Source organism: Catenulispora pinistramenti, from assembly GCF_018274385.1.
Classification (GTDB): Bacteria; Actinomycetota; Actinomycetes; order Streptomycetales; family Catenulisporaceae; genus Catenulispora; species Catenulispora pinistramenti.
Genome location: NZ_JAAFYZ010000097.1, coordinates 1 through 13,326 on the forward strand (window position 1 = coordinate 1; position 13,326 = coordinate 13,326).

Below are 13,326 nucleotides of genomic sequence, written 5' to 3' on the forward strand. Positions count from 1 at the left end.
AAGTTCGCGCTATCACAAACCGCAGCTCACACGCATGACCGCAAGCGCGCGGACTTTACCCCCGGACACCGGTGCTGTACCCCCCGGGCTGACGACGCGACCGAGGGGAACGGACCGCACCACCTCACAAACCGCAGCCGCTGAGACTCACCCAGCCACCCGAGGGAACCGCGCTAGTTTCCCTGAGGTTGCCGAGGCCCGCCGGAGGCCCGGCCCTTCATCACAGCCCTTGACCTTGACTTTGCTCTTGCTCCAACCTACCGGAGATAAAGAGGCCTGAAATGCGCCGGGGTTGTGAACGCGAAACCCGGCAGCCGACATACAGACTCGCCGACCCGAACCCCGAACCGGCACAACTATGACCGAAGGCCGTAAAAAATAGCCTTTAACCAAAGCACCAACCGCAAGCCCCAAGCCAAAACCCACCGCGCGACACCTGAGCACCTGGACATTAGCCCCCAACCTCACGAAGCAGAAGCACCAGCCGCAGCCTCCAAACGCTCCCCACCACGCGCAACAGCCTCCCGCGCGTCATACCGAAGCAGCGCGGGCACCGTGGCGGCGAGTAGCCCGATCCCGGCCAGGCAGGCCAGCCCGCCGGACACCACGGAGACGCGCGGGGTGAAGGCGGTCGCCGCGGCGCCGGACTCCAGGTCGCCGAGGCGGGGGCCGCCCGCGACGACGACCATGTAGACGCCCTGGAGGCGGCCCTGCATCCCGGGTGGGGTGGCCACCTGCATCATCGTCGAGCGGTAGACGGCGCTGACCTGATCCGCGCCGCCGGCGACGGCCAGCATGGCCAGGCCGATCCAGAGCACCGACGCCGCGCCGAAGGCGGCGATGGAGGCGCCCCACACCACGATCGCCAGCACCACGCCCAGGCCCTGGCGGTTGACCCGGGTCAGCAGGCCGCCGAGTCCGGTTACCAGCAGTGCGCCGGCGGCGGGGGCCGCGTACATGAGGCTGGCCGTGGTCGCGCCGCCGTGGTATTGGCCGTAGGCGAGGGCCGGGTAGAGCGCCTTGGGCATGCCGAAGATCATGGCGTTGATGTCCGCCAGGAACGACGCGGTGATGATGCGCTCGCCGCGGATGAAGCGCAGGCCCTCCAGGACCGAGGCGAGCCCGGCACGCGGGGCGTCCTCGCCGGCCGGTAGCGCGGGCAGCCGCAGCACGGCGTAGAGCGCGGCGAAGAAGGTCAGCACGTCGAGGCCATACGCCCACTGGAAGCCGCCGACACCGACCGCCACCCCGGCCAGCAGCGGGCCGACGATGACCGAGAACGTCATGCTGCCGTAGGACAGTGTGTTGGCCGCCGACAGCTTCTCGGCGCGCACCAGCACCGGGGTCAGCGAGCGCCGGGCCGGCCCGTCCACGGCGGCGAAGCCGGCCTGCGTCGCCACACAGACCAGCAGCAGCGGCACATTACGCAGCCCGGCCGCGGCCTGCGCGAAGAGCACCAGGCTGACCGCCATCGTGCCGATCGACGTGATCAGCAACAGCTTGCGCCGGTCGACCGCGTCGGCGATCGCGCCACCGTAGAGGCCGAAGAACACCAGCGGGATCAGCGCGGTCAGGCTGGCCAAGCCGACGTCCAGCGAGGAGTGCGTGATCGCATACACCTGAAGCGGGACGGCGACCTGCGTCACCTGCGTACCGATCGAGGACACCGCCTGCCCGCCGAACAGCCGCCGGTAGGCGGGAGACTCCCGCAGCGGGGAGATGTCGGAGACGGCTGATCGGGCTATTCGGCCCAGGCGGGCGGTAAGACTCACGGGCGCATGGTATCCGTGACGGCCGGACGCCTGACCCCGTCCTCGGATTCTCGGAATCTCGGATTCGTCGGGCAGAGGGTCCCGTGCCGGTGCGCCACAGCACGATGCGAAGAACTTTCAGGTCGTCGCGGAATTCATCAGCGCTTCGGCCAGAACCAGAGCGGCGAGTCGAGCAGGCCCTGGCCGGGCAGGACGGTCTCGCCGTTGACCTTCTCCAGCCCGATCATCCCCACGTCCCGGTGCAGCTTCGCCGCCGCGCGCCCGATGGCCTCGATCAGGCCGCCGGCGTGCGAGACCACGATGATCTGGCTGCGCTCCGACACCGCCGCGATGAGTGCGCCCAGGGGTGGCAGCAGCTCCGGGTGCAGGCTGGTCTCGGGCTCGTTGAAGACCAGCAGGTCCGCCGGGCGGGGGCTCAGTAGGGCGGCGGCGAGCAGGAGGTAGCGGAGCGTGCCGTCGGACAGTTCCGGGGCGCCGAGCGGGCGGAGCAGGCCGGGTTGGCGTAGCTGGAGTGTGAAGCGGCCGTCGTCACCGACCTGGATGTGTAGGCGGCTGCCCGGGAAGGCGGCGTCGACCGCCTCGTCCAGCGCCGGGCCGCGGCCGGTCGCGATGATGGTCTGGAGGGCGGCGGCCAGGTCGGCGCCGTCGTGGGCCAGGACCGGGGTGCGGGTGCCGATCTGCGGGGCGCGGGCCGGGGCGTCGGCGTCGGTGCGGAAGTGGTCGTAGAAGCGCCAGGAGCGGATGCGTTCCCGGATGCGGAACAGCTCCGGGGCGGCCTCGGGGTCGGCGAATTCGCTCAGCATGCTGTCGAACTGCTGGATCGGGTAGGGCTTGGCGGCCCACTTCCCGTCGGCGCCGCGGACTCGGATGGAGTCGTTGTGCCGCTCGATGAGCGAGGTCGCCGAGCGCAGCACCGGCCCGTTCCACACCGCCTCGGTCTTGATCGCCGGGTCCAGGTTGAACTTCGCGGCCTCCGGATCGCCGCTGGGCACCGGCAGGCCGAGGTCGATCGCGTAGCCGAACTCGTCGCCGCCGAACCCCAGCCGCAGGCCGACCGGCACGCTGCGCACCGTCCCCTGCGCCCGCTGCCCCGGCTTCGTCCCCCGCTCCGGCCCGGCCCACAGGGTCGAGCGCAGGCCGCCCTCGCGTGCCAGCGCCGCCACGGCCCCGTTGCGCGAGACGTCGGCCAGCAGCCGCACGGCCCGGTACAGGCTGGACTTGCCGCTGCCGTTGGCCCCGGTGACCACGGTCAGCGGCCCGATCGGGAGGCACAGGTCGCGCAGGGAGCGGTAGTTCTCGACGGCGAGGGTGGTGATCATGCTCCGACGATAGGCGCCGGTACCGACGCTCACACTTCAACAGCGCACGCTTCAGCAGCTCACACTTAAGCAGCTCACACTTCAGAGCAATGGGCCGCCCGCGTGTCAGCGCTTGATCGCCACGCCCCCGTACATCGCGATGTCCCGATCGCGGATCGGTGCGGCGTCGGCGTCCGGCCGCCAGTGGTGCACCAGCGTGACGCCCGGCTCAAGAAGCTCAAGGCCCTCGAAGAAGGCCTCGGTCTCGCTCTTGTTCCGCACCTGCAGCGGGATCCCGCGCGCGTTGTACTCGCGGCTGACGCCGCCGACGCCGACCGGGTCGGTGTCGCCGGTGAACACCGTCAGGGCCAGGAAGCTGCCCGGGGCCAGCGCGTCCATGAAGCCGCGCACGATGCCCTGCGGGTCGTCGGAGTCCAGGACGAAGTGGGCGATCGCGATCAGCGACAGCGCCACCGGCTGGGAGAAGTCCAGGACCTCGCGCAGCCGGGGGTTGTCGATGATGGACTTCGGGTCGCGGAGGTCGGCGTCGATGTAGCAGGTGGCGCCCTGCTCCGTGCTGGACATCAGGGCCCTGGCATGGGTCAGCACGATCGGGTCGTTGTCGACGTAGGCGACCCGCGCCTGCGGCGCGATGGCCTGCGCGATCTCGTGGACGTTGGGCGACTTGGGGATGCCGGTGCCGATGTCCAGGAACTGGCGGACGCCGTACTGCTCGGCGAGCCGACGGACCACGCGCTCCATGAAGTCTCGGGTGGTGCGCATCGAGATCGGGAGCGCGGGCCAGGCCTGCACCGAGGCCTCGGCCGCGGCGCGGTCGGCCTCGAAGTTCGTCTTGCCGCCGATGAGGTAGTCGTAGACGCGGGCCGCATGCGGTACGTCCATCCGCAAGTCCACCGCCGGGTACTCGCCCCCCGCCGGCTGTGCGTCCCCGACCTCGTTCGTCATCGCCCGCCTCCTCCTCACCGCCGCAGTGATCGCGGTCTCGCAGTCGCATGCTAACGGTCTTTCCGCGTGTATGCGTCAGCGCCCTTATGCCGGACGGCCACAAATGGTTCATCTCCGGGCCCTGTCTTCCTCCTGACATCACCGCTAGCCTCCACGGCGGATGAGCAATCCTCATCTCTTTCCGCCCCCAGGAGGAACCCCATGCCCACTGCCTGGCTCCGCCGGCTCACGTCCGGGGCCGCGACGCTCGGTGCCGCGGTCCTGGCGCTGGCCGCCACGGTCGCGCCGGCCGCCGCCGACGTGAACTCCGCCCCGCTGTCCCACACCAGCGTGGTCGGCCTGCACAACACCTACGACGACGGGACCGCCTTCCCGCGGCTGGCCAACGCGCTGGACGCCGGCACCGGGATGATCGAGCTCGACACCTGGACCGACGTGTTCACCAACGAGTGGAAGGTCAGCCACAGCGATCCGACCGGCAACCAGAACAACTGCGTGGACGCCTCGCAGCCCTCTGACATCTACACCGGCTCGGCGAACAAGGACCTCGGCTCCTGCCTGGACGACGTCAAGTACTGGCTGGCCTCGCACCCGACCTCCGGACCGCTCTACATCAAACTCGAGATGAAGATCGGCTTCGAGGCCGACCTGGGCATGGGCCCGGCGCAGCTGGACGCGCTGATCAACAGCCACCTCGGCAACCTGGTCTACCGCCCCGCCGACCTGCTGGGCGGCACCTACCCGACGCTGGACGCGGCGGCGAAGGCCGACGCCTGGCCGGCCCGCTCTGCGCTGGCCGGGAAGGTCATCCTCTACGCCATTCCGGGCACCGTGGAGCTGGCCAACCCGTTCGACACCCTGCACACCGACGTCGAGTACGCGACGTACCTGAAGAACCTGGCCGCCGCCGGCAACGTGGCGCAGGCCGCCGTCTTCCCGAGCGTCCTGGGCGCCCAGGCCGGCGACCCGCGCGGCCAGTACTCGGACACCTCGATCCGGCCCTGGTTCGTGGTCTTCGACGGTGACGCCAACACCTACGTCACCAGCGTCGACACCTCCTGGTACGACACCAACCACTACATCCTGATCATGACCGACGCGCAGAACGTCGCCCCGGCGCTCAGCGACACCGCTCCCAGCCAGGCCGACGCGCAGGCGCGGGTGGCGTTGCTGGCGAGCAAACACGCGAGCGTGGTGTCGACCGACTGGACCGGGCTGCCCGCGGTGCTGTCCGAGGTGCTGCCGCGCGGCTGAACCATCTGGACCCAGCCGAACCTGAACCCAGCTGGACCTGAACCCAGCTGAACCTGAACCAGCTGACCCTGAACCCAGCTGAACCCACACCGCCCGGCCGGGCTCCCGCGGCCGGGCGGTTCGCATGCCCCGGCCACGGCCCGATCAAGAGGCGGGGCTGGTGGTGACCCGCCGGCGCGGCCGGGAGAAGTTGCACTACCTCAACCCGGTGCCGATCCGCCTCGTCCACGACCGCTGGGTCGGCAAGTACACCGAGCAGTGGGCGGCCGGGCTGGTCGGGTTGCAGCACGAGCTGGAACAGGAAGAGGAGCGGCAGCTGATGGAACGTGTCTTCGAGATCTATATCCGCACCGCGGCCGATCGTCGAGGGCGAGAACCTGGTGGTCGATCCGCCGCGCCGGCTGGTGCGGACGATGCGCGCGCTGTGGGGTCCGGCGGCCGAGGCGGCCGGGACGTCACGGGTGACGTGGGAGATCGAGCCGGTCGGGGACGCGTGCCGGCTGACCGTCGTGCACGACCAACTGCCGCCGGACGTGCCGTCCGAGGTCTACGGCGGCTGGCCGATGGTGTTGTCCGGGCTGAAGACGTGGCTGGAGACCGGGGAGACGCTCACCACACCCGGTTCGCTTATGTATCAGAACACTGAGAAGAACCAGAACACTGAGAAGACAGGAGGCTGAAATGTCCCAGACCACCATCACCGACATCGGCACCGTCGGGATCCCGGTCGGCGACCAGGACAAGGCGTTGGAGTTCTTCACCGGCACGCTGGGCTTGGAGAAGGGTCTCGACCTGCGCGCCACCGAGGGCTTCCGCTGGCTCACGGTCGCCGCACCCGGCGCCGACGTGTCCGTCGCCCTGATCGCGGGCGAGGGGGCCGGGCAGGACACCGGCATCCGGTTCATGGTCCCCGACGCCGAAGCCGAGCACACCGCGATGCGGGAGCGGGGCGTCGAGGTCGGGGAGCTGCTGCGCTGGCCCGGGGTGCCGGCCATGTACGAGTTCAAGGACCCGGACGGCAACCGGTTCGAGATCGTCGAGGGTGCGGCCTGATCAGACGGTCTCGACCTGGACGCCGTGCCAGAACGCCACCCGGTCGCGCACGTGCTCGGCCTCGGTCTTGGGCTGCGGGTAGAACCACGCGGCGTCCGGGTTGGCCTCACCGCCGACGGTGACGGTGTAGTAGCTGGCCAGGCCCTTCCACGGGCATACGGTGTGGGTCTCGCTGGCGGAGAAGAACTCGCTGTTCAGCGACTCCGCCGGGAAGTAGTGGTTGCCCTCGACGACCACCGTGTCGTCGCTCTCGGCCAGGACCTGGCCATTCCATACGGCTCGCATCGCCATGAGTGTCCTCCATGTTCGCCCGCGCCCTGCCGCGCTCTAGTGATCGTCTCACTCAAACGTAACCCGGCGCGGGCCTGGTTGCTTCCCGGACCTCTGCCGCGTCCAGAGCCCGATCCCCTATTGTGTGGCGGACATCGCAGGGCAATGCCATTCCCGGGCGGGCCCGCGAACCGACCCGAGAAGGTGCCGATGCCCGCCGCCTCCATACCGACCACCACGATCGCGCGCGCCGCGCAGCTGGTCGGATTCGCCGTCGTCGCCGGGGCCCTGGCCGTGGTCTCCTGGCGCGGCACCAGCCTGAACCTGCCGAACGTCGGGCAGTTCGCCGGCGTCATCGGCTCGGGATTCCTCGGCGGCATCATCAATCCACTGATGAAGCGGCTGTCCGGACCGAGCAGCATCACCACCACGACGGCAACGGCCCAGATGACGCAGACCGCCGAGGCCTCGCAAGTGACGCAGGTGACCCAGACCGCCGAAGCCGTGCAGAACAAGGCGGCCTCGGCCCTCGGGCAGAAGACCGACGCGATGTGGGACATCGCGGTGGTGATCGGCGCCGCCGCGATCGTGGCGGCCGCCCTGGCGCTGGCGATAAACGGCCAGCGGCACGTGAACGCGGCCGCGGCCCTCACCGCGCTGGCGACGGCCTTCGGCGCGCTGTTCATCGACACCTCGAAGGTCACGCACAGCCTGGGGTCGAGCGCCGGGAGCTGAGTCAGGGGCTTCAGGGACGAACCGTGACGTTGAGATCGACGTAGGGCCCGTCGGGCGACGGTGCCGCCTCGGCTGTCACTTGGGCCAGGGCGACACTTCCGTCCTCGGCCGCCATGCAGAACTCGTCGCCGGGGTGAACTGTCAGCACCGAGACGACGCCGGCTTGGAGCACGCTGGAGCAGTCGAACACGTCGAGAGTGGTGTCCTGCTCCAACGGGGCGAGGTTGCCCGACCCGATCAGCGTGGATGTGCCGCTCAGGCTGAGGCCGAAGACGGTGGTCGCGCTGGGCGGCGGGCCGGAAGTGACCTCTTCGCCGCCGGCGTCGACCCGCATAGTTCCCTGCCACACTGCTTCGCTGGTCGAGGGTGACGAGGGACTGCCGATAGAGGGACTGCCGATATTCGTGGGAGTGGTCGTGCCGCCGTTGCCCGGCCCGCCGCCCTGGTGCCGCATCGTGACGACCACGACTCCCGTGAGCACGGCCGCCCCGGCCAGTACCGCCGACTGGTACCGCAGGAGCCATGGTCTGCGCGCGCGCTGCGGTTGCCACGGTTGCGGTTGCCACGGTTGCTGCGGTTGCGGTTGCGGTTGCGGTTGCGGCGGTTGCCACGGTTGCTGCTGCACCTGCAGCGGTTGCGACGGTTGCTGCTGCACCTGCAGCGGTTGCGGCTGCAGCACATAGCGGGTCTGTGCCATCCGAGCCGTCTCGACCGGCTTCCGCCTCGGCCGCGGCGGCTGCGGCAGCACGAAGAACGATGCCAGGAACCGCCGCCAAAACGGCTGCCCGCGCCAGTTCCGCTCCCTGGTCGCTCCCGCCGCGTAGCGCACGTCGGTGAGCGAGGACCAATAGCGGTGGCCGAACGACCCGCGCTCGCGATTCACGCCTGCCCCTCCTGCGGCGCCGCGGCCGTTTCCGGTGGCGGACCGGCCTGGAGCTCGAAGGCCGGGTTGAGGCGTGCGGATCCGAGCTGGCGGAGCACCGTGGGCGCGGAGCAGCCGACGACTATGGCCGCGTAGGCACCGGTCACCTGCGAGTGGAACAGCAGACCCGCCACCGCGCCGAGGAGGACCCGGGTCAGGCCGGCCACCACGTCGGACACGGGGTCGATGTAGGCCGTCAGCTTGGGACCGGGGCCGGCGGGTTGCGACTGGTTCTGCGTCAGCGCCTTGTGGCGGGCCGCGTTCCAGGCCAGGACCCGGTCGGAGCTCACCACCACTTCGACGACCGCTCCGCCGATCGCTCCGTAGCCCATGGCCAGCAGCCACTCCACCCGCCGCTCCCCCCAATGCCCGACGGCTGCGCGCCGTCGTCGGGCAACAGCATGTCAGACCTCTGCGGCGGTCCGGAAGTCCGGCCTGTGAAATGCGGGGGCGAAAGGTCCACTCAGGGTGCTGACACGGTGATCGCGTTCAGCGCCGCCATCGTCGCCGCGTCCAGGCGCACGTCCCCGGCGGCGATGTTCTCGGCCAGGTGCGCGGGGTCGGCGGTGCCGGCGATCAGCAGCGTGTGCTGGTAGTGCGCCAGGTGCCAGGCGAGGCCGATCTGGACCGGGGTGACGCCGAGCTCGGCGGCCGCGGTGCGGATCTCCGGCTGGTCGGCGACCTTGGGCCAGCCCGGGAACGCCGAGCCGAGGGGGCAGAACGGCACCCAGGCGATGTCCTGCTCGCGGCACAGGGCCAGGACCGGGTCGCTGGCGCGCTCCACCGGGCTGTGGGAGTTCTGGACGCAGGCGATGCCCGCGGGCAGGGAGTGCCGGAGCTGGTCGACGCTGACGTTGCTCAGGCCGATGCCGTCGATCTTGCCCTCGGCGCGCAGGGCCAGGAGTTCGGCCAGCTGGCTGTCCAGGTCGACGCGCTGGTCGCCTTCGGCGACGATCCCGGGCGGGGCGTCGACGCGGCGGACGTTGACCACCGCCAGCCGCTCCGCCCCCAGCCGCGCGAGGTTCGCCTCGACGGCGGCCCGCAGCTGTTCGGGCCGCTGCGCCGGGTCCAGTCCGCCTTCGGCGTTGCGCTCGGCGCCGACCTTGGTGGCCAGCACCAGATCATCAGAGTACGGATACAGCGCGGCCCGGATCAGATCGTTGGCGTTGGCGGCATCGGTTCCGTAGAACTCGGCGGTGTCGAAGTGGTTGATCCCGTTGTCCACGGCGGTGCGCAGGATCGCCACGGCCGCGTCCGGGGTGACTTCGGGACGTCCCGGCCGATGCTCGGTCAGCTGCATCACGCCGAAGCCGATGCGGGCGACCCGGTGTCCGGCCAGGGTGCCGACGCCGCCGGGCGCGCCGGTCTTGGTCCCGTCGTTGCTGCTCATGTCTGGATCCCGCCTGTGAGATGACATCTGGGAGATGGCGCCTAGGGGATGGCGCCTGGGAGGTGGCATAGTGGAAGGAAAACCGGAGGACCCTCCGGTAATCCTCACGATAGCAGAAACGGAGGGGCCTCCGTTTTATGGCCCGACCAGCCCGCCTCGCAGCCTCCGCGGCCCCCGCAGCCCCCGGGCGCGTGGACGCACAGCGCAACCGCCAACGCCTCATCGAGGTCGCCCACCAGGCCTTCACCACCGGCGACGGCAAAGTCTCGCTGGAAGCGGTGGCGAAGCAGGCCGGCGTCGGCATCGGCACCCTCTACCGCCACTTCCCGACCCGCGAAGCCCTGGTCGAGGCCGTCTACCTCGCCGAGCGCGGGCGGTTGTGCGATGCCGCCGCCGGGCTGCTCGCCGAGCAGCCGCCGGAGCGTGCGCTACGCACCTGGATGGGCCGCTTCGCCGACTACATCGCCACCAAGCAGGAGATGGCCGACTCCCTGCGCGTGCTGATCGCCGACGGCACCGTCACCAAGTCGCAGGCCCGCGAGCAGCTGTCCGACGCGGTGCGCGGCATCCTCGACGCCGGCGCCGCCGCCGGGACGATCCGTGCCGAGGCGCGGGCTGAGGACGTGGTCGTGGCGCTGGTCGGCGTCGTCTCCGTCTGCACCCTGCCCGAGCAGCGCGATCAGGTCGAGAGGTTGTTCGACCTGCTGATGGCCGGACTGGTGGCGCACTAAACGCGCAGCTGGACCGGCGGCGCGGCTGGATCAGCGGCGTATCTAGGTCAGCGGCCAGGTCAGCGGCTAGATCAGCCGAGCGTCACGTAGTTCAGCGGCGCGTCACGGCAGCTCGGCCACCGCCTCGGCCTCGGCCGCCTCGTCCTCCTTGGCCTCGGCCGCGGACCGCTCGGCTACCACCCGCGCGCGGCGCCGCAGGACCACCGAAGCGGCCAGCGCGCTGCCCGCGAAGGCCCCGGCGAGCACCGCCGGCGTGTTCAGCCGGTTGCCGGTGGCGTGGTCGACCGAGATCCGCCCCGGTCCGGCCAGGCCCAGACCGGCCGCGGCGAGCCCGAGGAAGGCCGGGTATTCGTAGCCGCCGGAGCTGTTGAAGAACCCGGCGGGCCGGTGGACCTCCACCGCCGCGGACATCGCCCCGACCGCCGCGGCACCGGCCGCCGGGGTCGCCGCGCCGAGCGCCAGCAGCAGACCGCCGCCGGCCTCGCCGAGCCCGGCCGCGACCGCGTTCGGCAGCCCGGGGCGGAAGCCCATCTTGTCCATTCCGCCCGCCGCGGCCGTCAGGCCCCGGCCGCCGAACCAGCCGAACAGCTTCTGCGTGCCGTGGGCGACCAGGACGCCGCCGGTGCCCACGCGCAGCGCCAGCAGGCCCAGGTCAGTGCGTACTCGGCCAGGCATCGGGGCTCCTTCCAACGGCCGATCGTGTCCTTCCACTATCGGCGAGGCCGCGGCACGGCGCCGCCGGGGACCGGCCAGTCGGTTATTCTCATCGACATCGAGACACATCGAGACACATCGGAGAGCTCGGAGAGCATCGGGAGGCAGACGGGGTGAGCGACGAGGAATACCGCGTCGACGACCTCGCGCGCCTGTCCGGGATGACGGTCCGCAACATCCGCGAACACCAGTCCCGCGGCCTGCTGCCGGCCCCGACAGTCCGCGGCCGGGTGGGCTTCTACGGCCCCGAACACCTGGCGCGGCTGGAGCAGATCAAACGCTTACAGGCCGAGGGTTTCACGCTGGAGTCGATCCGGCGCATGCTCGGCGGCGGCGCCGAGTTCGCGTCCTTCGCCGCCGCGGTGCACCAGGCGTTCGACGACGGCGACAAGCGCGTGGTCCGGTTGGACGACATCCACACCCTGTTCCCCGGCCTGGACCAGGACGCTGACGGCGCCGAGGGTACCGCGCTGCTGGACTCGGCGGTCGAGCTCGACCTGCTGCGCCCCCTGGGCAACGGCCGCTACGAGGAACGCTCCCCGCGACTGACCCGGATCGGCGCCGAGCTGATGGCGCTGGGCATCCCGCCGGCGAGCGCGCTGACGGCGGCGGCCGAGGCGCGCACGCATGTGCGGGCCGTGGCGAAGAGCTTCGTGCAGCTGTATGTGGAGCAGATCTGGGCCCCGTTCGAGGCTGCCGGCTACCCCGCCGATCAGTGGCCGGACATCCTCAGCGGGCTGGACCGGCTGCGGCCGCTGGCCCTGGACTCGATGTCGGCGCTGCTGAGGATGGCGCTGGACGAGGCCGCGACGGAGCTGATCGAGGAGCGGGCCGGGCTGCGGTAGCTCAGCCCGGCGGCTGTACGGCGGAAGGCTGCGCGGTGGGCGGCTCCGTGGCGAACGGCCCCCCGATGAACGGCACCGACGGCGCCTTCTGGACCCGGGCCGCGGCCGCGGCGATCCGTTCAGCCGGTTCGATCATCAGCTCCAGCCCGTGCCGCCGCAGCTCGATCCCGACCGCCCGCAGCAGCTCGGCCGCCACCGCGCGCACGGTCGTCACGTGCGTGATGTCGACCTCGATCCGCTTGATCCCCCGGGTGACGACCTGCTCCAGCAGATGGTTGGACACCTGTTCGGCGGTGATGAAGTCCAGCTCGCCGCGCAGCCGCACGGTGAGCGCGTCGTCGACGACCTCGGAGGCGGCGATCGGCGACCGGCTGCCGGCCGGCGGGGCGAAGACGTGCAGCCCGAGCCGGCTGGACATCTCCTGGAGCACCGCCATCGCCCGGACGCTGTTGCCCTGCGCGTCCAGCGGCGGACTGTAGACGCCGAGGCCGAACTCCCCCGGCAGCACCGCCGCGATCCCGCCGCCGACCCCGCTCTTGGCCGGCAGCCCGACCCGGACCATCCACTCACCGCTGCGGTCGTACATACCGCAGGTCGCCATCACCGACAGCGCGATCTTGGCGACTTCGGGGTCGACGACGGCCGTCCTGGTCAGCGGGTTGACGCCGCCGCGGGCCAGCGTGCCGGCCATGACCGCGAGGTCGGCGACGGTCACCATCAACGAGCACTGCCGGAAGTAGATGTCGCAGGCCTCTTCGGCCGGGCGGGCCAGCACCCCCTGGGACAGCGTGAGGAACCCCAACGCCCGGTTCCGGTCGCCGGTGGCCGCCTCGGAGCGGTACACGGCCTCGTTCAGCTCCAGCTCACGCCCGGCGAACGCGGACAGACCGGCCCGGATCCGCTCGAAGCTCTGCGCCGCGTCGCCCGGGATCAGGCTGGTGGTGACGATCGCCCCGGCGTTGATCAGCGGGTTGGCCGGGCGCCCGGTGCCCGGCTCCAGGCTGATCGCGTTGAACGGCTCGCCGCTGGGCTCGAACCCGACGTGCTCGGCCACCTCGTCCAGACCGAGGTCGGCCAGGGCCAGGGCATAGACGAAGGGCTTGGACACGGACTGGATCGTGAATTCGCGCTCGTGGTCGCCGGCCCGGTAGACCGAGCCGTGCACGCTGGCCATGGCCACGGCGAAGTCGTCCGGGTCCGCGCAGGCCAGCTCGGGGATGTAGTCCGCGACGACACCCCGCGGCGGGACGGCGGCGTGCCGCTGCAACACCGCTTCCAGGGAGGCGGTCACCGGGTCCACGCGGCACCCCCGGCGACGTCGGCACCCTCGTACCGATGAAGAGTCACTGCCCGGTTTGTCGCGATATCAGCGTCCA

Annotated in this window: 14 protein-coding genes and 1 pseudogene; 6 read left to right on the forward strand and 9 right to left on the reverse strand. The window is 70.9% G+C overall.

Annotated features, from left to right (window positions below):
* Nucleotides 1-464: 464 nt before the first annotated feature.
* The 3 genes from KGQ19_RS25640 to KGQ19_RS25650 form a co-directional block, all read right to left on the reverse strand.
* Nucleotides 465-1,772, reverse strand: a complete 1,308-nt coding sequence (locus tag KGQ19_RS25640) for an MFS transporter (protein ID WP_212012661.1) — start codon at nt 1,770-1,772, stop codon at nt 465-467.
* Nucleotides 1,773-1,909: 137 nt separating this feature from the next.
* Nucleotides 1,910-3,091, reverse strand: a complete 1,182-nt coding sequence (locus KGQ19_RS25645; RefSeq protein ID WP_212012664.1) for an AAA family ATPase — start codon at nt 3,089-3,091, stop codon at nt 1,910-1,912.
* 105 nt (nt 3,092-3,196) lie between these two features.
* Entirely contained in the window at nt 3,197-4,036 is an 840-nt protein-coding gene (locus KGQ19_RS25650) for an SAM-dependent methyltransferase (RefSeq protein ID WP_212012666.1), read from the reverse strand.
* Nucleotides 4,037-4,237: 201 nt separating this feature from the next.
* On the opposite strand from KGQ19_RS25650, the gene KGQ19_RS25655 reads away from it, so the two are divergent.
* The 3 genes and pseudogenes from KGQ19_RS25655 to KGQ19_RS25665 all read left to right on the forward strand — a co-directional run bounded on the left by KGQ19_RS25655 (nt 4,238) and on the right by KGQ19_RS25665 (nt 6,343).
* Complete coding sequence (locus KGQ19_RS25655) at nt 4,238-5,290, forward strand: phosphatidylinositol-specific phospholipase C domain-containing protein (RefSeq protein ID WP_212012668.1); 1,053 nt, start codon at nt 4,238-4,240, stop codon at nt 5,288-5,290.
* A gap of 124 nt (nt 5,291-5,414) precedes the next feature.
* A pseudogene (locus KGQ19_RS52935) lies at nt 5,415-5,970 on the forward strand (SRPBCC domain-containing protein).
* Between the two features lies 1 nt (nt 5,971).
* The gene (locus KGQ19_RS25665) at nt 5,972-6,343 is read left to right on the forward strand and encodes a VOC family protein (protein ID WP_212012680.1); all 372 of its coding nucleotides are present in this window, start codon (nt 5,972-5,974) and stop codon (nt 6,341-6,343) included.
* Here the strand turns inward: KGQ19_RS25665 and KGQ19_RS25670 are convergent, their stop codons facing one another.
* Nucleotides 6,344-6,628 (reverse strand): DUF427 domain-containing protein, encoded by a 285-nt coding sequence (locus KGQ19_RS25670; protein WP_368862163.1) that lies wholly within the window; start codon nt 6,626-6,628, stop codon nt 6,344-6,346. It abuts the gene before it with no gap.
* A 195-nt stretch (nt 6,629-6,823) separates the two neighbouring features.
* Between KGQ19_RS25670 and KGQ19_RS25675 the strand changes: the two genes are divergently transcribed.
* Nucleotides 6,824-7,348, forward strand: a complete 525-nt coding sequence (locus KGQ19_RS25675) for a hypothetical protein (protein ID WP_212012684.1) — start codon at nt 6,824-6,826, stop codon at nt 7,346-7,348.
* A gap of 10 nt (nt 7,349-7,358) precedes the next feature.
* Here KGQ19_RS25675 and KGQ19_RS25680 read toward each other — a convergent pair whose 3' ends face one another.
* The 3 genes from KGQ19_RS25680 to KGQ19_RS25690 form a co-directional block, all read right to left on the reverse strand.
* Nucleotides 7,359-8,231 (reverse strand): hypothetical protein, encoded by an 873-nt coding sequence (locus KGQ19_RS25680; protein WP_212012686.1) that lies wholly within the window; start codon nt 8,229-8,231, stop codon nt 7,359-7,361.
* Nucleotides 8,228-8,620 (reverse strand): hypothetical protein, encoded by a 393-nt coding sequence (locus KGQ19_RS25685; RefSeq protein ID WP_212012687.1) that lies wholly within the window; start codon nt 8,618-8,620, stop codon nt 8,228-8,230. Before KGQ19_RS25685 ends, KGQ19_RS25680 begins: the two co-directional genes overlap by 4 nt.
* 113 nt (nt 8,621-8,733) lie before the next feature.
* Entirely contained in the window at nt 8,734-9,660 is a 927-nt protein-coding gene (locus KGQ19_RS25690; protein ID WP_212012689.1) for an aldo/keto reductase, read from the reverse strand.
* A gap of 191 nt (nt 9,661-9,851) precedes the next feature.
* On the opposite strand from KGQ19_RS25690, the gene KGQ19_RS25695 reads away from it, so the two are divergent.
* On the forward strand, nt 9,852-10,391 hold the full coding sequence (locus tag KGQ19_RS25695; RefSeq protein ID WP_307856507.1) for a TetR/AcrR family transcriptional regulator: 540 nt from the start codon (nt 9,852-9,854) through the stop codon (nt 10,389-10,391).
* A 102-nt stretch (nt 10,392-10,493) separates the two neighbouring features.
* Here KGQ19_RS25695 and KGQ19_RS25700 read toward each other — a convergent pair whose 3' ends face one another.
* The gene (locus KGQ19_RS25700) at nt 10,494-11,066 is read right to left on the reverse strand and encodes a DoxX family membrane protein (RefSeq protein ID WP_212012693.1); all 573 of its coding nucleotides are present in this window, start codon (nt 11,064-11,066) and stop codon (nt 10,494-10,496) included.
* Nucleotides 11,067-11,218: 152 nt separating this feature from the next.
* Here KGQ19_RS25700 and KGQ19_RS25705 point away from each other — a divergent pair, with 152 nt between their 5' ends.
* Complete coding sequence (locus KGQ19_RS25705; protein ID WP_212012695.1) at nt 11,219-11,950, forward strand: MerR family transcriptional regulator; 732 nt, start codon at nt 11,219-11,221, stop codon at nt 11,948-11,950.
* A gap of 1 nt (nt 11,951) precedes the next feature.
* Here KGQ19_RS25705 and glsA read toward each other — a convergent pair whose 3' ends face one another.
* A complete protein-coding gene (glsA, locus tag KGQ19_RS25710; RefSeq protein WP_212012705.1) occupies nt 11,952-13,250 on the reverse strand; it encodes a glutaminase A in 1,299 nt (432 codons plus the stop codon).
* Nucleotides 13,251-13,326 lie beyond the last annotated feature (76 nt).

Coding starts and splice junctions, on each gene's coding strand:
- KGQ19_RS25675 (WP_212012684.1), top strand. CDS start 6,824: ATGCCCGCCGCCTCCATACCGACCACCACGATCGCGCGCGCCGCGCAG.
- KGQ19_RS25700 (WP_212012693.1), bottom strand. CDS start 11,066: ATGCCTGGCCGAGTACGCACTGACCTGGGCCTGCTGGCGCTGCGCGTG.
- KGQ19_RS25665 (WP_212012680.1), top strand. CDS start 5,972: ATGTCCCAGACCACCATCACCGACATCGGCACCGTCGGGATCCCGGTC.
- KGQ19_RS25650 (WP_212012666.1), bottom strand. CDS start 4,036: ATGACGAACGAGGTCGGGGACGCACAGCCGGCGGGGGGCGAGTACCCG.
- KGQ19_RS25655 (WP_212012668.1), top strand. CDS start 4,238: ATGCCCACTGCCTGGCTCCGCCGGCTCACGTCCGGGGCCGCGACGCTC.
- KGQ19_RS25670 (WP_368862163.1), bottom strand. CDS start 6,628: ATGCGAGCCGTATGGAATGGCCAGGTCCTGGCCGAGAGCGACGACACG.
- KGQ19_RS25690 (WP_212012689.1), bottom strand. CDS start 9,660: ATGAGCAGCAACGACGGGACCAAGACCGGCGCGCCCGGCGGCGTCGGC.
- KGQ19_RS25645 (WP_212012664.1), bottom strand. CDS start 3,091: ATGATCACCACCCTCGCCGTCGAGAACTACCGCTCCCTGCGCGACCTG.